The sequence below is a fragment of the Maridesulfovibrio sp. genome (assembly GCF_965230075.1).
In the GTDB taxonomy this organism is placed as follows: domain Bacteria; phylum Desulfobacterota; class Desulfovibrionia; order Desulfovibrionales; family Desulfovibrionaceae; genus Maridesulfovibrio.
This window is the reverse complement of the sequence record NZ_OZ245945.1, coordinates 2,999,254-3,020,822: the sequence shown is the minus strand read 5'-3', so window position 1 is coordinate 3,020,822 and position 21,569 is coordinate 2,999,254. Positions and strand designations below refer to the sequence as shown.

Here is a 21,569-nt window from a genome sequence, read left to right as displayed (position 1 = left end):
ATGTAAAGTGACTTATTGTTCACTTTTCTTGAGTCCATTTGTTAAAGCCAAAGTGACCGCTGCCTCGCGGACATCTTCAAATCCAATCAGTCCGGCCCCGTTGCTGCCTTGAATCATGAATCCGGTTTCAATGGAACTTCTTACCATATATCCTTCAAAGAGTACGGTGTTGAAGGCTCCGATCTTTTCAGGTGGATAGTCAGTCTCCACAAAATTGCGGACAAGGTCGGCAAAGACTTCTTCGGAAAGGCGGTACTGGCTGAGACTTAGGTCTTCGCGCAGTTCCGGTACCCGTGAGGCGTAGATGGTAAACTCCAGAAATACCTTGGCCCAGTTCTGGTCGCGGACGATGTTTTCCAGAAAATCCCAGATGATGTTCATGACTTCTTCAAGTGACTGGGCTTTATCCAGCCTGTCATCGCGGGAATTGCGGTACTCGGTTAGCTTTTCTTCCACGATTTCCAGAAAAAGTTTGTCCTTGCTCACCCAGTGGCGGTAAAAGCTGCCTTTGGCATATCCGGCATACTTGGTGATTTCAGCCACTGTGGTTTCTACAAAACCTTTTTTGCCGAAAAGTTCGTTGGCTGCTTCCATGAGCTCTTTCTTGGTCTGGAGCGATTTTTCCTGTTGTTTTCTAGCCATTTGGTCTTCTGGTTAGCTGTTTTTGCGACCTGCGGTCATAAAGTGACCGCTGGTCACTTTTTATGGTGTATAGCTTTGAGCACTATTGCTGTCAACTTCTATCTATGACAATTTGGGATCAACAAATTCATTATTATCAAAAGGAACTATCCGAAGTGCGCAAGCTGTTACCTATAATTATTGTTCTGATCTGTTGCTTGAATGGGGCTGCTGTTTATGCTCATCCTTTAGGGGAAGTGGTGCAGGAAACCACAGTCATGAACGAAGGGGCGCGGTTGCTCATCGTTTATGATACTTCCATAGGCCCATCCATCACTGCCACGCTCATTCCTGATGCCGACTATGACGGTACGGTCTCAGGGGTAGAGGAGAGGAAGCTTTCGCGGGATATCAACGCTCTTTTGTTGCCGAATCTTGAAGTATATTTAGATGATAAGCCCGTAACTCTGGAGCTTTATTATGATTCCGTTGCTCCTGCTCCGGGTGGGTATAATAACGGTCTGCGTTCAAATCTGGTCTACGCCATTCCTTTGCCGGAGGAAGATTTCGGCAAACATTACCTGAAATTTTCGGACAATAATTTCCAAACCGGGGAACTGAAGTGGCTGAAGTGGAAGGTTCAGGCTGACCCGCAATTCAGCGTTGTTAAGACTTCACCTGATTCTCGGGAATTGAACTACCAATTTTTTGCCAAGAAAGTTGATGGCGAAAGTACGTCTTTCCCAACTCAGACTCCGACCGTAGACGGCAGCGGTCTTAAGCCGAGCCCACAGGAAGATTCCAGTCAGGCTGCACTTAAGGATTACCTTGCACAGGAAAATCTTGGTCCGGGAACGATTCTGTTCGCCCTCGGTTTGGCCTTTTTTCTCGGTATGGGGCATGCGCTCAGTCCCGGCCACGGCAAGGCTATGGTGGCTGCGTATCTTATAGGCCGCAGCGGGCGAATCAGCGATGCTTTCACTCTCGGCACTATTGTGACCATTACGCATGTTGCCAGCGTAATCGTTCTTGGTATCGCAGCTTTGCTGCTTTCACGCTACTTCCTGCCCGGTGATCTATACCCGTGGCTGGGTGCGTTTTCCGGTGCCCTGGTCTTTATGGTGGGCTACATGATGTTGGCTCGCAGGGCTGTGCATAGCCATGGGCATTCGCATCACCATAACCACGGACATTCCCACGATCATTCTCATGACCATGACCATGAATCCGAACCTGTTTCGTGGTGGTCCATGCTCAGTCTCGGTATAGCAGGGGGAATGGTGCCTTGTCCTACAGCCTTGGTTGTCCTGCTGGCTTCTGTGGCTTTCGGGCGGATTGTTTTTGGTTTATTGCTTATCCTCGCTTTTAGTCTCGGACTTGCCGCAGTGCTGATCATTATTGGTATTCTGACCGTGCGGGCCTCGAAACTTACCGAAAGGTTCTCCGGTTCACGCAAGTGGATTGAGAACCTGCCCGTGCTGAGTGCCGGACTGGTCATGCTGGCCGGGATCGCTATCGCACTCAATGCCTTGCATGCCGGAGGGATATTGAAATTTACTTTCTAAATTTCCAGAAATTAGTAATTCTATCCAGTTCGGCGTCCGGAGTAGAACCGTAGGGGATAAGTTTGAAGTCGAGTGCTTTTACCTGCTTTAGGTAATCGGTGTATTGCGACTCATCAATGTATTCCACGTCGAGGATGGTCTTGCCTGCATCGGCAAGCTCTTTTGCCAGCTTTAAGCGATAGTTGCGATCATTCTCGCTGTATATATTGAAAAGCAGGCTTTCAAGACCGACCATATCAATTGTCTTGAAGTAGACTCCCTTGTATTCGGGGGAGCAGTCATTAAATACGCCCATGCCGTTCTGGGGGCAGATGATGAAGTTTTTCCCGGCTTTCCTGCGGGTGTAGTCGGCTATTCTTTTGATTAGTTTGACCATGTCATCGGCAGTGTTCTGCACGTCCATGTCCTGTTGGTGCCAGAACCAGTATGCATCGACAATATCCAGATATACGCCGTCAAAACCTGCTTCCAGAATACGGTCCAGATAGGGGCGCAGTCCAGTTTCCCACCAGTCTTCACGCCAGTATTTTACTTTGTAGTTTTTGGCCCAGTCAGGGTTTTCCGGGCCCAGAAAACGAGGTGGATTTTCCTTCCATTCTTTCTGCCAGTAAAAGCGGTATTCTTCTGCCTCGCCGATGGAAAAATAGCAGAGCACGGTTTTATTGAATCTGTGGAGCACAGAGATTTCCTTGGCGGAAAATCTGTTCTTGTCTGAACCGTCTTTTGAATAGTCAACGACCAGTAGATCGTAGGGAGATTCAGCCAGTGTTGCCACTTTCGGGCCTTGCAGTAGGTAAGCCCAGCTGTTTATTTTCTTATGCTGCGGAGTCATTCGTGTCTCCTGTTGCGGTTGCTCTGATATTTTGTTTGCGGGAGAGGTGGCTGTTGTTGATGCGCAGGCGGCAACAAGGGATAAGAAGGTCAGAATTATTATGCTGTGTATTCTCATAACTGTAATTTCCCCGATTAATATTTTGTATTTTGGATGAATAGCATGGTGGAAGAGAAAATTAAAGAGTACCGGCTATGGTTGCAGTGCAAAAAATAATGTGATTGTTAAATGTTATAAATAAATAATACTTTGCATGGGTAGGGAATAGGATTATAGTGTTCTAAATTAATGGATATTTTAGCTGCACAGTAAAAATCGTACTCTTTGGGGAGGGATGATTTTACGCTTCTACACGTATTCTTAAAGATGGGTTAAAACTTAAATTTTTCGATAAAATAAGGAGGGTGCTGTGAAAAAAAGCTTTTTCACTACTTTGATTTTTATTCTCTTTCTTGCCGGTTGCTCCGGTACCTACATGAAAGATTATGTCCAGCCCAACGGGATTGCCAGTGAAGCCCGTCATGCGGCTGTTTTGCCATTGGTGAATCTTACCAACACCCCCAATGCCGGACGCATGGTCGGTGATCTGCTGACTACCGAACTCTATGCTTCCACCAAGTTCGACCTCATGGAATCCACTGAAATGCTTAAGCGTATCAAGGGTGATGAGGATGACCTTGAATTTGTCATGGAAGACGTTGTGGCCCAGAGGCTGGGCAGCAAGCTCGGTGTTGATACCGTCATCTACGGTTCTGTGACCGAGTACCAGTACAAGCGCGGGGTCAACCAGAGTCCCACTGTGGGTATCAATCTGCGTATGATTGATGTTTCTTCCGGTAATGTGCTTTGGGCTTCATCTTCTTCCAAGAGCGGGGGGTGCTTTTTCGGATGTACGGAATCCCTGAACAGCGTAGCACAGGAAACCCTTGCGGAAATGGTAGCAGCGATGTCTTCCGTCTCTGTGCAATAGTCGCACTGCTTGTGGTTACCTTTTCCTTGTTCGGCAGGACTTTTGCCTTTGGTGGAAGTCATAAAGTCGAATCGTGGGCTTGCTATTACGGACATGAGGACCGGACGGAGCGACTGTCCGGTTTTGACCTGTTGGTCTCTGCCCCCGGAGGGCAGGACCCGGATCCTTTGCGCGCAAAAGGGGTGAAGGTGCTGGCTTACGTAAGTCTTGGCGAGGTGGCCGGGAATGGTCAGTATTATGAGGAGGCCAAGCGTCTTGGCCTGCTTGTGCGTCACAATGAGAATTGGGATTCATGGGTGGTGGATGTGCGCCGTCCAGAGTGGAGTGAGTTGCTCTTTACCCGGATTATCCCCGATGCCCTTTCGACCGGATATGACGGGCTTTTTTTTGATACGCTGGATTCTCCCATTGATATGCAGCGCAGGGACCCGGATACCTACAAAGGGATCGAGCGGGCCTGTGTAGATTTGGTTCGGGCTATCAGGGAAAAATATCCCAAGAAGTTGCTCTGCCAGAACAGGGGATTTGAGATAGTACGGCGCACGGCTCCCTATCTTAATTATTTGCTGATTGAGGGGCTGAGCAGTTCCATGGATTTGGCCACTTCTACCCGTACTGACGTATCGGAAGCGGATCGCAATTTTCTCATCGCTAAGGCGGAAGCAGCTTTAAAGGCCAATCCCAAGCTGGTGGTCCTTAGTCTTGATTACGTACCTGTCGAAGATAAGCAGGAGATTGAGAAAGCTTACGCTTTCTCCCGTAAGCTGGGTTTTGTTCCTTATGTCAGCACTCCGGCATTAAATGAGGTATTTATTCATGCGTCTGGTGAATAGGTTTGTTGTCGCATTTCTGATTGTTCTTTTTGCTTTGCCTTGCGCTTATGCTGAGTCGGTCAAGCGCAAAGTTTTGGTGCTCTATAATAGTGCCGAAGGCCGTTCCGCCAGAGGTAATAGTTTTATGGAGGGGTTTGCCGCACCTTTGAACTATCTCGGTTTTTTGTACAGGGTTCGTGACGTTGCACAGCGTCCTTTACCTTCTGGTAAGGAAATGAATGAATATGGGGCCGTTTTTACAACATTTTCTGAAGACCTAATGGACAAGCCGAATGAGTACCTTTCCTGGTTGATCAATCAGCAGAAGATGGGGAAAAAGGTCCTCATTGCAGGATCTTTGGGGGCTTATACAGGAGTGGATAAGGAGCCGGCCGATTCCGGTTTGATTAAGAAAGTTTTCTCGAATCTCGGATTTTCCTATCAGGGCAACGCTACGAACGATCAATATCGTCTTAAATATGAGTATGTTGATCCGAAAAATATGAATTTTGAGCGTAAGCTCCCGTTGTTTCCGGAAAGATATATCCAGATAACCCCGCAGAGTGCGAAGGCCAAGACCTGGGTTAGTGTGGCAGTCAAAGGAAAACCTGGTTCTGTTGCCACTACTGTGGGCTTGGGACCTCAGGGCGGCTTTGCTTTGAATGGTTTTATGCGCTGGCAGGACCCGCTTAATTTTCAGAAACAATGGTATCTTGATCCTTTTGAATTTTTGCGAATAAACCTTGGTCTTGAAGGAATTCCGGCACTGACTCCCACAACTTTGAATGGGAAGCGTGTGGCTTTTGCTCATATTGATGGTGACGGTTTTGCCGGATTCACAGAAGTAGATAAGCGAAAGGTCTGCGGGGAAATCGTCATGGAGCGTATTTTTGAGCGCTATGACTTCCCTAACTCCGCTTCTGTTATTGCCGGTGAGATTAATCCTGACGTTAAGGGCAGTATAGAAAATGTTGAGTTGGCAAAAACTCTTTTTGAGATGGAGAATGTGGAAACCTCCTCCCATTCCTATACTCACCCTTACGCATGGAATGCAGAACTTCGTGAATCTAAGGAGTATGCTGAAGATTTTGTCATCGGACAGTACGAAATTGCGGGCTATAAGTTCAATGCTCAATATGAAATCGTAGGTTCGTGTGACTATATCAGTGAAAATCTGTCTCCCATTGAAAAGCCGTGTAAAGTTCTTTTCTGGTCCGGTATGTGTGATCCCACTGAAGAGCAGGTTGCCATTGCCGATAAGGCTGGAATTCTGAACATGAACGGCGGGGATACTGTTTTTGACGCCAGCCGTAATTCATATTTCGGGGTTTCCCCGCTTTATCGCGCTTTGGGCAGGTACAACCAGATTTATACCGGGCAGGCTAACGAGAATATCCTGACCAATCTTTGGACCGGGCCTTACTTCGGGTTCCGCAATATTGTGGACACCATGAAACGGACCGGTTCCCCGCGCCGGATCATGCCCATCGATATTTACTACCATTTCTATAGCGGTGAAAAATTTGCATCCCTTAAGGCTCTTGAAGATGTTTACGAATGGGCTCTCAGTCAGGATGCAGCACGGGTCTATGCTTCAGCTTACATCAAAATGGTTAACGGCTGCCTTGCTGCGAAAATGGAGAAGATATCCCTGGATCACTTTGTCTTCAGCAATTATGCCGACTGCCTTTCCGTGCGGCTGGACGGTATGGAAAAGATTCCTGATCTGGCAAAATGCAAAAATATACTTGGTTACGATACCCAACCCGAAGGAATTTTTGTGCATCTCCGGCCCGGAACTGCGCGGGCAGAGTTGGTTTTGACTCTAGATAAAGCAGTTAACGATAGCTTGCCGCATCTTAAAAAAGGTTCCGGCTGGGTGCGTAATTTCGAGCGAACAGCCAAGGGGATGCGTTTTGATTTTGAATGTTTCAGTAAAGGTAAGTTTGAACTGGCAGGTCTGATTCCGAACAGGAAATACAAGTTCATCCGTAAGGATGCACCGCCGCAGGAATTCGTCACTAATGGGGAGGGAATTTTACTGATCAAGGAAGTTGTTTCCGGTCCCGTGGAGATTGATCTGATTTGAACATAAAGCTCTGGCGGGTACTCGTTTTCGTACTCATCATAATCGGGACGACCGTACTTATCTATCCCTTTCCGAGGGATATGGTCCCGTTGTACTTGCGGAGCGGTGAAATATCCAAAGCTGCGGACCTGCTTAGTGAGCTTCTTGAAGAAGACCCTTATGATTTAAGATTATTAGACATCGCGGCGGATGTTTATCTTAAGAGGGGGATGCCGGATAAGGCCATTGCCAGTCTTGAGGAAATTTTAAAGCAGAAACCGAATCGCATTCCTGAATTGCGGAAGCTGGTACAGGTCTACGAGTGGAATGTCATGCCCCGTGAAGCCCTGCATACTTGGGAGAAACTTTCGATGCTTGAACCGGAGAAGATGAAGCCTCTGGAGCAAATGGTAATGTATTACCGCTATTTCAATATGATTCCGCAGGAAGTGGATGCCGTAATTAAGCTTAATAAACAGCAGAGTAAAAGGCCGTTCATCGGTGACTTCATGTCAGTGCTTAATGATGAAATCGAGCGGTTGGGTCGTGAGCATGCTCAAAATATGGATGATCCGTATCTCAATTTTCTGATCCAGCGTATCTTCATAGTTGGCGAGCGTTTCAAAGTGGCAGTTTCAGATGGTGATGAAGCCGATGTGCTGCAGTATGTGCTTTATGTCCTCGAATATTTCACTGCTGTAAACCGGGTTGAAGAAGGGTATGAGTATGCTGAGCGCATGGACAGCAAAGCCGGGTTGGATGTGGACAGCAGGGTGCAGTTGGTCAAAGTACTGGGCTGGTCAGGTAATTATGATAAGGCTCTGAGTATTGCTGAAAGATTGCTGAAAGAAAGTCCGGAAAATATTGCTTTACTGACTGAAACCGCTTGGATGGCCCGAGCTGCTGATAGGCAGGACCTTGCGCAATTGGTTCTGGAAAAACTGGTTGAAGTTGAACCGGACAACCAAGCCCACCAGCAGGCTTTGGGCGCAGTTTATATGGAAACCGGAAATCATCGCAAAGCTGTAAATCTGTTCCGCAGGCTGGCGGAGCGGGTCGGCAATTGGCTTGTTTATGCCCATGATATGCTTCGGGCGGCCTTGTTTAGTGAAGACCGGGCACTTATGGCCGAGGTTGTTGAAGATACCAAGGATGTTGATCTTTCCGAGCCTGATTACCTGCGTACCCGCGGGGCATTACTGCTGACCCTTGAACGTCCGCGCGAAGCCTATGATGCCTTACGCAGGGTGGTAGATAGTCCCGATGCTACTCTGGATGACTATCAGCGGCTTATTGATGCTGCCGCAACCACAGCAGATAACAAGTTACTGGCTGAGACCGTGGGGCTCGCCCTTAAGGTCTTTCCTAATGATATAAACATCATGCGAACTGCCGGGGCTGCGTATCGAAATGTTAATCAGCCTTACAAAGCTTACCGCATTTATCGCCAGTTGCTGAAACGTGAGCAGGAGCAGCAGGATATTCTTGATATGTTGCTGGCTGCTTCGGAAACTCAGGATTTGAAGCTGGCGAAGCAGGCTGCAAAGTATGCGGAAAAGATCGCTCCAAAGGATGTGCTGGTCATCGCTCAGGCCGGGGAAATCATGCTTTGGCTGAATTCACCCAAAGACGGTTATCCTTATTACAAAAAGGCTGCGATCATGACCGGGGGCAATCGTGAATATGTCATGAATCTTATCCAGATTGCATCCTACACCGGAGATAAAACTATTTTTCGTGATGCTGCTGAGACTGCCATCAGGCTGCGTCCGGATGATGAACAGGTTGCCTTGTTGGCTGCGGCGGTCTGGGCTGCTGCCGGGGACAGTGTAAAAGCTGAGTTGCTCATAGCCCAATTTGCAGGTCAGAGCGCGAAGAATCTTGATATTTTGTATAAGTGGGCGGATTTCGCTGATCAGGCCGGGCTCAGCGAAGAAGCTTACCGTATTTACGATGAACTGTATTCGCGTGATTACAAGCGCAAGGAAATCCGGGAAACTCTCGCAAGACTGGCTGAGTGGACCGCGCGTCCTGCTGTGGCCGCAAAGCTTTATGCAGAAATTTCTGATGAATCACCGGGCAATTTTGATTTTGCTAAACGGGCGGGCAAGGCTTGGTCTGATGCCGGGGAGTATCAAAAATCAGCGGACTACTATGAACGGGCCATTAGTCTTAAGCCCCGTGATTATGAGCTGAAACTGGACCTCGCAAAGGTTTACGGATTTGCGGGAAATTCTGCTGAACAGATCAGGATTTTTAAAGAATTGCAGGCTGCTGGAAAGCTGCCTGAAGCTGAGCGGGTAGAGCTGGCCCGGGCATATCTTGATGCGCGTGAACCGGAAGCTGCCCTGCGGATTTTGGAACCCTATGAACGTTTGGAAAAAATGCCCCGTTTTGAAGGGTTTTTACTTACTTCTGCATTGCAGATGGCCGGGCGTGGAACTGAGGCTTCCGATGTTTATAAAAGGTTGAAAAAAGAGTACAATAAAGACGAAGTCTTTTTGGCTCGGCTGGGTGCGGAAGCCTTGTTTAATAATTTCCAGACCGATGCCTATGACCTTTTTCAGGCCGCCCTCAAGATTAACCCTGAAAATCATACCTCTCTTAAGGGACTTGGTATTATTCTTGGGGAACGGGAACAATACAAACGTGCAGCAGCGAAGTTGCGAAAATACTTAAGGTTAGTTCCCAATGATGCTGAAGGACGTTACCAGCTGGGTGAAATATACCAGCTTATGGGCCGGGAAAATGATGCTGCCCGTGAATTCAAGCGCGCGGCTCGTGTTATCCGCAGGGAAGGCCGGAAAAATGTTGAAAATAAAGATTTAAAGAAGATCAACAGGTAATGATTTGAAGAAGACAGTTGTTTTGTTTTTTCTTTTGATGACGGTACTGCTACCGGTCATGCATGGAACTCCGCTCCGGGCGGAGGACACTACTGCTGTGCCTGTTGAAGAGAAGAATGAACTTATCTGGACGGTCAGGGTCAGTTCTTTTCAGGAAGCTGATGCAGCATGGAATTTCATGTCTTACCTGAAAAGCGAAGGCTATTCCCCGGTCATGGTTTATCTTTACGATGGTCAGGGTAAGGGCTGGAGGGTGGTCCAGATAGGTGATTACCCCACCCGGAGTCAGGCCCGGGTTGCCGGACGTCTTTTCAAGAAGAAAGTCAAACTTGATTATATGATCCGTTCCATGCCTTTGGCTATGTTGGAAGAGCGGACTTTGGATTCCCGCAGAACTCCGCTGCCGCCACGGCCCACAGATCTGGCAGGAAAGGTTGCTGAGCCGACTACAGCAGATGCAGAGGAGACCCTGACACCCAAGGCCAAGTTGCTTGGTGCTCCGGAATCACTTTTTTATGAACTGGGCCAGCGCGATGTGCTGCGTGCCACAGGCCATAGGCAGCAGAATGTAATTCTTGCCCGGATCATGATCCGCCGCGGTTATGTGGAAGACGGAATCAGGCTTTATGCCAAGCTGCTTAAGATTTACCCTGATGATCTGGAGCTGCGCGAAGAGTATATCGGCGCACTTATCGATAATAATGAGACGGAAAAGGCCGAGGCCTTGCTGCGTCGCTGGCTTTACCTTGATCCTCAGTCCCCACGTGCTTTAAGGCAGGAAGCAAGACTGCGCTTGCTGGCCGGGGATTATTCTGTACAGATTGATACCCTTGATTATCTGTTGCGGCTGCGGCCCGGTGATACGGACTCTATATCTGCCAAGGCTTACAGCACCCAGCAGGGTGGGGATTGGTTGGGAGCCATTGAGAGCTTTTCCCAGCTTATCGATGCTGAGCCGTACAATTACGAAGCACGGCAGGCTCTTTCCAATCTCCTTATGCAACGCAGACCGCGTCTGGTGCTTACCCCCAGTGTTTACCTGCAATCAGATGAATCTATAACGACCACTCTGGGTGGTCTTTTCTCTATGCAGATTACTGATCAGACCAGAGGGGAAATTTATTACGCCAACACTCGCATCTATCGACCTGAAGGGGATGGAATTGAGAAGATCGATAAGAATGTGAATCAGGCTGCACTTCTGCTGAAGCGCGATTTTACCCGTACCTTCACCGGTATTGTGGGGGTGGGTGCTTTTGAGGGAACTGCTTCGGGAGTCTCCGGTGCTCTTGGCTTTGATTGGCGGATTCATGATCCCGGAACATTTTCTGCCATGATTGATTACAACAATCCGTGGCTTGATGAGCCTTCCGCTGCCAACTACGAAGGGCACTACAATCAGCTTTCCCTGACCTATGATGGTTTTTACGATGATACTTGGGGATTGTTCCTCAACGGTCAATTGCGTCAGTATCAGCTTGGTGACCGAGATTTCGGAAACAAGGGAATTTACAATATTATCCTCACTCGCAGGCTTCTTGCCGACCCTGATCTGTTCATCTCGTATTCATTTTATCGTTCCCTGTTCAAGTATGATGATGAAAATTATCAGCCCTTCGTTGTTGTTGAAGATGAGAGCATCCACACCTTGAGTGCAAGTTTCAGTAAGTCAATTTGTGACACTATTGTCTTTCAGGCTGCGGGTGGGATCAGGCTTGATGAATTCAAGAACAGTCCGAGCTATTTTGGCAGTCCTTCACTGGCTATCAGGCTGGGTAGGATCGAATTGGATCTCAGTTATGAATACAGCAGTGATTCCGGCCTTGCCGGAGGCGGGGAAACCCAGTTGTTCAGCGGGGGGATCGGTTATGTTTTCTAATGCAATTGAAAATATTCAGGCCGGTGAATATGTTTAAAGTCAAAGCAGCAGCCAAGAAATATAAGCTTTCAAAGTATTATGAAGTCATGCTCGGATTGATCGCTATAACTGCGGCCAACCTTATTTTTTTTCGGCAGGATCCGGGATTCATTTCTGTTTCACCACATCCATACTGGATCGTGGTGTTGCTGACAGCTTCCCGCTATGGATTTGCCGGAGGGCTTTTTTCCGGAATTATGGCTGCAATCTTTTTCGTAGTTTTCAAAAGCCTGTCCATTCCTGATATTGAACTGATTGATTTCAGGAGTCTTGCCATGTGGGGTAAACCCATCCTTTTTTTTCTGGTGGGGATTGTGCTCGGCGAGACTCGTCAGCTGCATATTAAGGAATACAATGGTGTCTGCGAAGAAAGGGACGCCTTTCACGATGCTTTTGACAAGATCAAAGTCAAGTATGACATCCTGAGCGAAGCCAAGCAGGAATTGGACAGCAAGATTCTTTCGCAGGAAAGTACCTTGGGTACTCTTTATGAAGCCGCGCAGGGACTGCGTACTTTGAGCATGGACAGCATTTATCCGGCAGTACTGGAAATTTTGCGCGAGTTTATGGATGTGGAGGAATGTTCCATTTATTTGCTGGACGGAACTGAGTTCAGGCTTGATACCGCTTTGCGGCAGGGCAAGAGTTATCTGCCCGAAGTGGTCCCTTGGGGCGAAAGCCTGATGAGCATTGCTGCTGCTCAGAAGAAAGCTGTTTCCATCAGGGATATTGCCAGCACCGAGAGCATGCCCAGCGGTATTGTCATCTCCGCCCCCATTATGGCTGATAACCACCAGCATGTGGTCGGGGTCTTAAATGTTGAGAAGATGCCTTTCCTTAAATTCACCAGCGATTCCGTGCGTGTAGCCGGACTGGTTGCAGACTGGTGCGGTAGCAGTGTTGAGAATGCCACTGTTTTTGCGGAAACCAAAGATAAGCTTATCGCTGATGAAATTACTGATGCTTACACTTTTGATTATTTTTTGCGCAGGCTGCGCGAAGAGTTTGTAAGAGCACGTCGATATGAGCTGGACCTGTCGTTGATCATGCTCGAATTTCCGGGCCTTTCCAATGCTTCAGACGAAGGCCGTGATGAAGTTCTTATGGCTTTCAGTATGATCCTTAAAAATCAGATTCGTGAAATTGATATCCTGTTTATAAGTGATGAACCGGGGTCTTTTTACTTAATTCTCCCGACTACACCTGCAGCAGGAGCGCGGGTAGTAGTTAATAACCTGTTGAGTTCTTTCAAGGCACTCAGCGTCATGGCTTTTGAAACAGACCAGAACCTTGTTGAACTTCGTGCCGGGGTGGCCGGATATACTCTGGGCATGGAAGACCCTGAGGAACTGGTCAAGAATGTAAAAGAGGACATGGTTAGTGTACTTTTTGCGGAGTAAAGTAATCAAACTGGCGCGATTGCGTCTGCTGGGAGCCTTTGCTGTTTCCTATATGTTTGAAGGTGGAGCTGTCTGGTTTTACCTGAACAGGGAAGCCGTCTCCTGGTACGTCTACGCTGCAATTGCTGCTCATATTTTCTCCGGCTTGTCCTTTATTGTTCTTACCACACCCAAACCGCGTGCCCTGCCCGGAATGGCTTTTTATTATCCGCGTGTGGCGGCCCTCTTTAGCATTTTCATGCCCTTGATCGGTTTGCTGGGGATAACTCTGACTTTGCTTATGTCCCGTGTTTTCATGAAAAGTTTCGGGCTGGCCGAGGATTATAAAGAAAAGGCTTACGAGGGCGTCGGGGTTGATGTGGACCTGCCCACTGATATTACTGAATTTTTATATGATGAAGTAGATGTACATCCCATTGCGGATATTTTGACCGGGGATGATATGGAGATGAAGCGGGGGGCGGTTAATTTGTTGCGCCGTATCGGCTCTGCTGAGGCCGTAAAGTTGCTGCGCAAAAGCCTTTCCGATGAAAGTGCTGAGGTTCGCTTTTATGCCCATACAGCTTTGACCAGGCTTGAAGAGGATTATGCGGACGCTGTGGAAAAGGCCCGCTTCCGTGCGGACAAATATGACAGTGCACAGTCTCATGCTGAACTTGCCTCCGTCTATCGCAACTATGCCCGCAGCGGATTGCCGGAAGTTAATATGCAGGAACGTTCCATGGGCTTTTCCTGTGAGCATTGGCGAAAAGCGGTTGAAAAGGATCAGGAGAATAAGGATTACCTGATGCGGCTTGCAGAATCATACGTTGAGAGCAAAAGCTTCAGTGAAGCGCTGCATATTTACCGTGAGACAATGAAGGATCCGGAGCTTGAAATGGAATCACGTCTCGGGATTTGTAGGACTTTTTTTGAAATGGGTAATTTTATAGCATTGTTTCAAGAAGTTGAGCAGTTGCGGGCACGTCCGGACTTGCAGTCTTCCGATCCTTTTAAGTCTTTGATCTACAATTTCTGGAAGGAAAAAAACTTGTCCGGCGAAGAAGGGAAAGAAGCGGATTTCAGTGAGGTGGGCCATGAGTTTGGATAAGCAATATGATGTCTGCCTGCTTCTTGAAGGTACCTATCCCTTTGTGGCCGGAGGTGTTTCCACATGGATTCATAACCTGATCAAAGGTATGCCGGAGTTGACTTTTACAGCGGTCTGCATTCTGGCTTCTTCCAAGGAAAAGGCTGAATACCGTTACGAAGTACCGGAAAATTTTGTTGATCCTAAGATTGTTTACCTTCATGACCCGATTGAAATGTCCCGGAGCATCTTCAAGAGGATTTCCGCAAAGGATATGGAGAAGCTCAGGAGATTTCATTACCGTATGGATCGTAATGATATCAGTATGATGAGGGAGATGGTTGAGCTGTTCCGCGATGGTAAGTTCCCCATTTCTGAGCTTATGCACGGCAAGAGGCCTTGGGACTTGCTGGTGGAGCGCTATAAGCCCGAGGGTAATGAAGAGTCATTTATCGATTATTTCTGGACTTTTCGTTTTACCCATCTGCCTATTTTTAAAATGCTCCCAATTGATCTGCCTAAGGCTCGGGTTTATCATACTATTTCTACCGGTTATGCGGGGTTACTTGGAGTTGTGGCCCGGGTGATGACCGGGCGCCCGCTGCTGCTCACAGAGCACGGCATTTATGTTAAGGAACGCAAAATCGAGATTTCGCAGGCCGAGTGGGTTTACCGCAAGGAAGATGAGCGAATGCGTATTGAGAGCAAGCTTGGTGCGTTCCAGACTTTCTGGATCAGGATGTTCGAGCAGCTGGCCCGGTTGTGCTATGATTATTCTTCAGCGATCTACACCCTTTACGAAGGGAACCGCCAGCTTGAGATTCAGGAAGGGGCTGATCCGGACAAGATCAGGATTATTCCCAACGGCATCAGTCTTGATAATTTTCTGGGACTTAAACCTGAAGACCATGACTACATGAATCAGACTGAATTTGCAGTAGGTTTTGTGGGTCGCGTGGTGCCTATCAAGGATGTGAAGACTTTTCTGCGGGCCATCAAGATTGTGTCTATCAAGGTCGATAAGCTCAAGGTCTACATCATGGGGCCTACGGAAGAGGATGAGGAGTATTACGAAGAGTGCGTAAACCTTGTGCGGCTTCTGCATCTTGAGGATGTGGTGGAATTTACCGGAAAGGTCCGGGTTACGGATTACCTGCCCAAGCTTGATGTTATTGTGCTGACCAGTATCAGCGAGGCTCAGCCTTTGGTCATTATGGAGGCAAACTGTGCCGGGGTTCCCGCGGTAGCTTCGGATGTCGGGTCCTGCCGGGAACTTCTGGAAGGTCGTACTGTGGCGGATCAGGCTCTTGGTCCGTCCGGAATTGTGACCAAGGTTGCGGACCCGGTCAGCACCGGGGAGGCTATCCTGAAAATTCTGACCAGTCCGATCCTGCGCAGTAAGATGTCTAAAGCGGGAATTGAGCGGGTGAAGACTTTTTACAAAGAGTCGGATCTTAATGAGACTTATTTGAATATTTACAAAGATTACATGGCAATGGATGATCTGGAGTAGAGTATGGCTGGAATAGGATTTGAACTGAGAAAAATGCTGCGTGGGGACAGCTTCCTTTCTGATGTCTCAGCTTACCTTTACGCGGCAATGGTTTCATCCGGTCCGTGGTTGATGAGTGTGCTCTGCCTTGCTGTGCTGGGGCTTTATTCCTATTCCGGTTTTTCCCGCATGGATCAGGATATTTTCCGGACCACCATTGTTTACGTCTATGCCTTCACCCTTATTTACGTGGGCTATATCCAACTGGTGGTGACCCGCTATCTGGCGGACCGTTTTTATTTGGGGGACGAGAAGATAACCCTGACTGCTTTTTTTACCAGTGCGGTTATTGTGCTGGTTGCCGGGGGGATCATAGGTGTTGGCGGAATCTGGTTCTTTGAGTTGACCTTCACCTATAAGATCATTGCGGTGATTCTTTTCCTTATTGTGGCCATGATCTGGCTGACCATGATTTTTCTTTCCGCAGTAAAAGACTTCCGTTCCATTGTGCAGGCTTTCGCAGTTGGTACTTCGTGCAGTGTCGGCGGGGCATTTCTGCTTTACCCTCTGGCTGGTCTTGAGGGGTATTTGCTGGGATACACCTGTGGGCAGGCGGTTATTTTTTTCTGGCTCTTGGCCCGCTTGCTTGCGGAGTTTCCCCCGGGCAGGGTCTGGGATTCAGAGATGTTTTCATATTTTCTCAAATACTGGGAGCTGGCACTGATCGGCATGTTCTTCAACCTCGCTATCTGGGTGGATAAAATCATGTTCTGGTTTGCTCCGGATTCCAGAATGGTGGTGCCCTACCTGCGTACCCATGACATGTATGAAGGGCCGATTTTCTTCGCTTATCTGACTATTGTTCCAACATTGGCCATATTCTTGGTTAAAATTGAAACCAAGTTCTATGAGCATTATCATGACTATTTCGCGAAAATAATATCCAAGGAAGACCTTTCCAGTATTTTGCAGGAAAAGAAAGGCATGATCAGAATGCTTAAGGAAAGCTTGCGTGAGATTCTGATTGTGCAGGGGGCATTGACCATGCTGTGCATTTTCATGGCTCCTGAGTTTGTAGATCTGGTAGGTCTTTCTCCATTGCAGCAACCTCTTTTACAGATAGCCTTAGTTGGCTCCCTGTTGCAGGTCATGCTTTCTGTGGCCGTAATCATCCTGTTTTATTTTGATCTGCGTAAAGAAGTGCTGGCTGTGACCATTGTTTTTCTGCTGAGCAATGTGGGGCTGACATGGCTGAGCATGCAGCTTGGTTTCACTTTTTATGGTTATGGCTATTGCTATTCATGCTTCATCGCCTTGATGTTCTCTTATTACCTTGTCTCAAAAAGTGTTCGTGATCTGGAGTATATAACTTTTTCAAGTCAGCCGTTGTTCTAATGCAATGCTGGGAGGGTAGATGACAAAGACCTGTCTTGTTACCGGATGTGCCGGATTCATAGGGAGCCATTTGACGCAGAGCTTGCTGGACGCAGGTAATTTTGTTGTGGGAGTGGATAATTTTGCCAGTGGATATGCCCATAATATGGAAAATTTCAATGACCATGCAGGTTTTACTTTTTACGAAAGATCTATAGCTGAAGAAGGTTTACTGACGGAACTGAAGCAGTCTCATCCCGAACTGGATGTAATTTTTCAATTGGCGGCTGTAGTCAGTGTTCCGTATTCAGTGGAGCATCCTGAACTGACCATGCAGGTCAACTTTGAAGCCAACCGGGATATGCTTGATGCTGCAAGGGAAATGGGGATTTCTCGCTTTGTATTTGCCGGTTCTGCAGCAGAGTACGGAAATGAAGACCGGCTTCCGGTGAAAGAAGAGTATGCCGAAGAGGCTGAACAGCTGAGTCCTTACGGCGTAGCTAAATACAAGTCTTCTGTTTATATCGAAAAGTCCGGTTACGGCTGCTCCCTGCGCTTTTTTAATATCTTCGGTCCGCGTCAGGACCCGACCAGCCAGTACAGCGGAGTTATTTCTCGATTTGTTGATTTCGGGTTGGCTGGGAAAAATATGGTCATTTTTGGAGACGGGGAGCAGACTAGGGATTTTCTTTATGTTTCCGATGTGGTCACTTCATATTTAATTGCCGCCGGGCTTGATGAGCTGGGACGTGGCCCGTTGACCGGGATTTATAATGTCGGAACCGGAAGCGGTAGGTCGGTGCGTGAGCTTGCCACGGTTATTGCGGGCTTGACTTCTGCGCCGGAAGATATTGATTTTAAACCTGAGCGTGCCGGGGACATCAAGCATTCCCGTGCAGATGTGAGTAAAATTTCAGCTGAAGGCTTTAAAGCCGAAGTTTCTTTTGAGGACGGCTTGGCGCATACTGTTGAGTGGGCCGAAAAATCTCAGTCCTAATTTTTTATAAAGGGTAGATATGCAGGAAGTTGAACAAACTACTACGCTTAATCCGCAGGTTAAAGATGCGGCGGTAAAATATGTAAAACATCTTTTTAGTCAGGCTGATGATTCAGATTTTATCCGTCTTCTAAAAAAGGAAGCATTTAAGAATGTTTATAAGAAGATGATCGTGGACCCGGACGAGTTTTTGCCTCAGCCCCGTCCAGCCGATGTCGGACCATGGGAGGGTCCTAAGCCTGAAAGCCCGAAGGATTTTCTTAAATCAAAGGTAGTACTGCCTTCTTTGCCGCAGGTTTTGTTGGAAATTCAGAAGGTCATTAATGATCCGGACAGTTCTGCAGATGACCTTGCTGAGGTGATCAACAAAGACCCCAAGTTGGTGGCTGCTATTCTGCGGCTGGCTAACAGCGCAATGTTCAGTTTTCGTACAGAGGTGGATACTACCTCCAGAGCGGTGGCTCTGTTGGGTTTTAAGCAAGCCAGTTCTCTTGCCCTTGGAACCGTTTCACTTAGCCTGTTTAAACGAAGTGATGGCGTACAGGTTCTACAGGTGGAGAAGTTCTGGAAACATGCCATAGCTTGCGGGGTAATAGCGCAGGAAATAGCAAAGCTGGCTGGAATTCAGGATTCGGAGCGTTTTTTTGTTGCCGGAATGCTCCACGATATTGGCCTGTATGTTATTTTTGAAAGTAATAAGAGCCTTGGACTTGAGCTGTCTGAGTTAGCCCGTAAGAATGGGAACTGCCTGTATGATGCCGAGATGGAGTTGCTTGGTTTCAGCCATGCTGCTTTAGGCGGGGTTATTCTAAAGGACTGGAGTTTTCCTAAATCCTTGGTGGTCTCAGCTGCGGCTCATCATAACCCGAAGAAAGCCAAGAAAGATCCCGATGCAGGAATCATTCATGTGGCCGATTTTATTTCCAGAGCCTTGGGCTACCACCTTGGCTTGTCTCCTGTGCTTGGTGTGCTGGATCAGGAGATTTACGAAAGCTTCGGAGTCAGTGGAGAAATGTTTGTTGATATGATTCCTGAAGTTCAGGTGTTGATTGAAGAAATTTTCGAGATATTAAATCCTGCATAAGATTGTTTCAGTAGGGATAAATAGTGGTTAAAACCGGGAAGGCATATAAGTTAAGGCCTGACCTCAAGGAGGCGGCGGCTCGCTATGTGCATAACCTTTTTGCGCAAGCCGGGAATTCTGATCTGGTCAAGTTGCTCAAAAAAGAGTCATTCAAGCGTGTTTATAAAGAGATGCTTGCTGCTCCAGATTCTTTTTTGCCCCTGACATTTCCTTCGGATATTGAGCCGTGGAGCGGTGAGAAGCCTAAAGGTCCCGGAGATTTCCTTGCCGAGTCGCTTGTGCTGCCTTCTTTGCCGCAGGTGCAGACCCAGTTGCAGGAAATCATAGATAATCCTGAAAGCACCATCAATGATCTTGCAGAGATAATCAGCAGGGAACCTAAACTGGCGACTGCCGTACTGAGGCTTGCAAATAGCGGCCTCTACAAAGTTAAAGGAAAAATTGAAACACCTTCTAAGGCTGTGGAACTGCTCGGTTTTGAGAAGGCCGGGGGACTTGCCCTAGGCACTGCGTCTTTGAGTTTATTTAAACGCAGTGATGAGGCTGTTCTTGATCTGGAAAAATTTTGGAAACATTCAATTGCCTGCGGGGTTGTGGCGCAGGAAATCGCTGTAACAGCCGGGCTTGGTGATCCGGAGCGTTTTTTTGCCGGTGGATTGATACATGATGTCGGTCTGCACGTAATATTTGAAAGTGATTACAGCATGGCTGTAGAGCTTTATAAGTTGGCCCGCAGTGATGGATACAGTCTTTATAAAGCAGAGCAGGAAATGCTTGGTTTTAACCATGCATCCCTTGGTGGTTTTCTCCTTAAGGAATGGAAATTCCCCCGGCAGTTGATTGCTGCGGCATGGGGACACCATAACCCGCGGAAGGTCAAAACTGATCCTGATGCAATGGTCATTCATGTGGCGGATTTTATTGCTCAGGCTCTTGGATATGAGCTTGGAATTTCTCCGGTGATCGGATTTATTGACCGTACTGCGTGGGAAAAGATTGGTATCACGGCTGAACAGGTTATAGAATTACTGCCTGATATAAGAAGATTAATTGATGATGTTTTTTTGATTTTAGAAAAGTAATTAAAAACCCCGGAATGTGGCACTCCGGGGTTTTTATTATTGTTTATTCCAGTTCATATCCTGAACGTGTCCAGGCTATTGCGCCGCCTGCAAGTGAGCAGACCTGTGTGAAGCCGTTGCTTTGCAGGTAGCTGCCGACAATATTTGACCGATACCCCGATCCGCACATAACGATGACCGGACTGTCCTTGTCCACGTCGACTCCCTCATCAAGAACCTTGGCAAAGGGTTTGTGGATAGAACCTTTAATACGGCCCCCGGCAAGCTCCGCAGGGGTGCGTACGTCGAGGAGGGTGAACTCTTTGCCTTCAGCCATGGCATCATGCAGTTGCTTAGTTGATTTCTGGGCCAGATTTTCAACCGGATATCCAGCCATGAGCCAAGCGGCAATTCCGCCGTGCAGGTAGCCGAAAATCCTGTCGTAACCGATGCGGTGCAGTTCAGTGCACATACGGTCATAATCTTCCTTGGAATTGACAACCAGCAGCAGATCGGAGTCCGGCTCAATAGCCATACCCACCCAGTTGGCGAGTTGTTTTTCAAGGCCGATGTTGATGCTTCCCGGAATATGGAAACCACCGAATCCGGCTGCATCGCGAGCATCAATCACCGTACAGCCTTGATCGATCATCTGTTTGAATTTTTCCGGGTTCATAGCCCGGTCAAGGGGGCAGCGTTCAAGCAGTGGAGCGCCATCAAAGTTGGTATTGATGATGTGGGTGAAAGATTTCGGGCGGCTGGGGAAAGATTCAAGAACCTTTGCCTTGAAGTCTTCAAATGTTTCAAACTGAAGCATGGGGTTGTAGCGCCTTTCATAGCCAAGGGTACTGCTAGGTTTGGCGCTCATGCCCTTGCCGCAGAGGGAACCCTGACCGTGGGCCGGGTAGACTTCCAGATAGTCCGGGAGCTTGCCAAGCTTTATATACAGGCTGTCATAGAGGTTGGTCACCTGCTCATCGAGGATTTCATCACCGGGAAGATCCGGGCGTCCGATGTCTCCTACAAACAACAGGTCCCCGGTAAGGATCATCCACGGCTCATTACCGCGCATGATATCGGTAACCAGAATGGATATGGCGTTGGGGGTGTGTCCGGGAGTGAATAGAAAATCGAGTTTTGCCGCTCCCACAGTGAAGGTGTCTCCTTCCTTGATGGGAGTGTGTTCGTAGCCTACTTCAGCATTTTCGTGGATAAACAGTTCTGCACCGACGATGGATTTAAGCTCCTGTTCGCCACCCACATGGTCGGCATGTACATGGGTGTTGATGACTTTAGTGATTTTCATGCCTTCCTCGCGGGAAATATCCAGATATTCCTGAACATCCCTGCGCGGGTCCACAATAACCATTTCACCGGCGGCCGGACAGCCGATAACATAAGAATAGCAGCCCAGTCCTTCAGTGGTAAGTTGTTTGAAATACATTTATGCGTTCTCCTTT

Annotated in this window: 16 protein-coding genes; 13 read left to right on the top strand and 3 right to left on the bottom strand. The window is 47.9% G+C overall.

Annotated features, from left to right (window positions below; translation table 11 throughout):
• Positions 1–12: 12 nt before the first annotated feature.
• Positions 13–642 carry a TetR/AcrR family transcriptional regulator gene (locus ACO05Z_RS13830; protein WP_421902760.1) on the bottom strand — a complete coding sequence of 210 codons (630 nt, stop codon included), beginning with the start codon at positions 640–642 and terminating at the stop codon, positions 13–15.
• 239 nt (positions 643–881) lie between these two features.
• Here ACO05Z_RS13830 and ACO05Z_RS13825 point away from each other — a divergent pair, with 239 nt between their 5' ends.
• Complete coding sequence (locus ACO05Z_RS13825) at positions 882–2,186, top strand: nickel/cobalt transporter (RefSeq protein WP_421902759.1); 1,305 nt, start codon at positions 882–884, stop codon at positions 2,184–2,186.
• Here ACO05Z_RS13825 and ACO05Z_RS13820 read toward each other — a convergent pair.
• Positions 2,176–3,135, bottom strand: coding sequence for an MJ1477/TM1410 family putative glycoside hydrolase (locus ACO05Z_RS13820; protein ID WP_421902758.1), 960 nt, complete (start codon positions 3,133–3,135; stop codon positions 2,176–2,178). The two genes, ACO05Z_RS13825 and ACO05Z_RS13820, sit on opposite strands and share 11 nt — an antisense overlap.
• Positions 3,136–3,427: 292 nt before the next feature.
• On the opposite strand from ACO05Z_RS13820, the gene ACO05Z_RS13815 reads away from it, so the two are divergent.
• From ACO05Z_RS13815 to ACO05Z_RS13760, 12 genes are all read left to right on the top strand, one after another.
• Positions 3,428–3,988: a GNA1162 family protein gene (locus ACO05Z_RS13815; protein WP_421902757.1), complete on the top strand. Its 561-nt coding sequence runs from the start codon at positions 3,428–3,430 to the stop codon at positions 3,986–3,988.
• Complete coding sequence (locus ACO05Z_RS13810) at positions 3,907–4,821, top strand: endo alpha-1,4 polygalactosaminidase (RefSeq protein WP_421902756.1); 915 nt, start codon at positions 3,907–3,909, stop codon at positions 4,819–4,821. The genes ACO05Z_RS13815 and ACO05Z_RS13810 overlap by 82 nt, the downstream gene beginning before the upstream one ends.
• Complete coding sequence (locus tag ACO05Z_RS13805; protein ID WP_421902755.1) at positions 4,805–6,889, top strand: polysaccharide deacetylase; 2,085 nt, start codon at positions 4,805–4,807, stop codon at positions 6,887–6,889. The genes ACO05Z_RS13810 and ACO05Z_RS13805 overlap by 17 nt, the downstream gene beginning before the upstream one ends.
• Positions 6,886–9,714 (top strand): tetratricopeptide repeat protein, encoded by a 2,829-nt coding sequence (locus ACO05Z_RS13800; protein ID WP_421902754.1) that lies wholly within the window; start codon positions 6,886–6,888, stop codon positions 9,712–9,714. The genes ACO05Z_RS13805 and ACO05Z_RS13800 overlap by 4 nt, the downstream gene beginning before the upstream one ends.
• Before the next feature lie 4 nt (positions 9,715–9,718).
• A complete protein-coding gene (locus tag ACO05Z_RS13795; protein ID WP_421902753.1) occupies positions 9,719–11,593 on the top strand; it encodes a tetratricopeptide repeat protein in 1,875 nt (624 codons plus the stop codon).
• 29 nt (positions 11,594–11,622) lie between these two features.
• Complete coding sequence (locus ACO05Z_RS13790; RefSeq protein ID WP_421902752.1) at positions 11,623–13,032, top strand: sensor domain-containing diguanylate cyclase; 1,410 nt, start codon at positions 11,623–11,625, stop codon at positions 13,030–13,032.
• A complete protein-coding gene (locus ACO05Z_RS13785) occupies positions 13,013–14,122 on the top strand; it encodes a HEAT repeat domain-containing protein (protein WP_421902751.1) in 1,110 nt (369 codons plus the stop codon). Before ACO05Z_RS13790 ends, ACO05Z_RS13785 begins: the two co-directional genes overlap by 20 nt.
• The gene (gene pelF, locus ACO05Z_RS13780; protein WP_421902750.1) at positions 14,109–15,614 is read left to right on the top strand and encodes a GT4 family glycosyltransferase PelF; all 1,506 of its coding nucleotides are present in this window, start codon (positions 14,109–14,111) and stop codon (positions 15,612–15,614) included. The genes ACO05Z_RS13785 and pelF overlap by 14 nt, the downstream gene beginning before the upstream one ends.
• A gap of 3 nt (positions 15,615–15,617) precedes the next feature.
• A complete protein-coding gene (gene pelG / locus ACO05Z_RS13775) occupies positions 15,618–16,988 on the top strand; it encodes an exopolysaccharide Pel transporter PelG (RefSeq protein WP_421902749.1) in 1,371 nt (456 codons plus the stop codon).
• A 19-nt stretch (positions 16,989–17,007) separates the two neighbouring features.
• The gene (locus tag ACO05Z_RS13770; protein WP_421902748.1) at positions 17,008–17,964 is read left to right on the top strand and encodes an NAD-dependent epimerase/dehydratase family protein; all 957 of its coding nucleotides are present in this window, start codon (positions 17,008–17,010) and stop codon (positions 17,962–17,964) included.
• Between the two features lie 19 nt (positions 17,965–17,983).
• Entirely contained in the window at positions 17,984–19,048 is a 1,065-nt protein-coding gene (locus tag ACO05Z_RS13765) for an HDOD domain-containing protein (RefSeq protein ID WP_421902747.1), read from the top strand.
• Between the two features lie 86 nt (positions 19,049–19,134).
• A complete protein-coding gene (locus ACO05Z_RS13760) occupies positions 19,135–20,130 on the top strand; it encodes an HDOD domain-containing protein (RefSeq protein WP_421902746.1) in 996 nt (331 codons plus the stop codon).
• Between the two features lie 43 nt (positions 20,131–20,173).
• Here ACO05Z_RS13760 and ACO05Z_RS13755 read toward each other — a convergent pair whose 3' ends face one another.
• Positions 20,174–21,553, bottom strand: coding sequence for an MBL fold metallo-hydrolase (locus ACO05Z_RS13755; protein ID WP_421902745.1), 1,380 nt, complete (start codon positions 21,551–21,553; stop codon positions 20,174–20,176).
• Positions 21,554–21,569 lie beyond the last annotated feature (16 nt).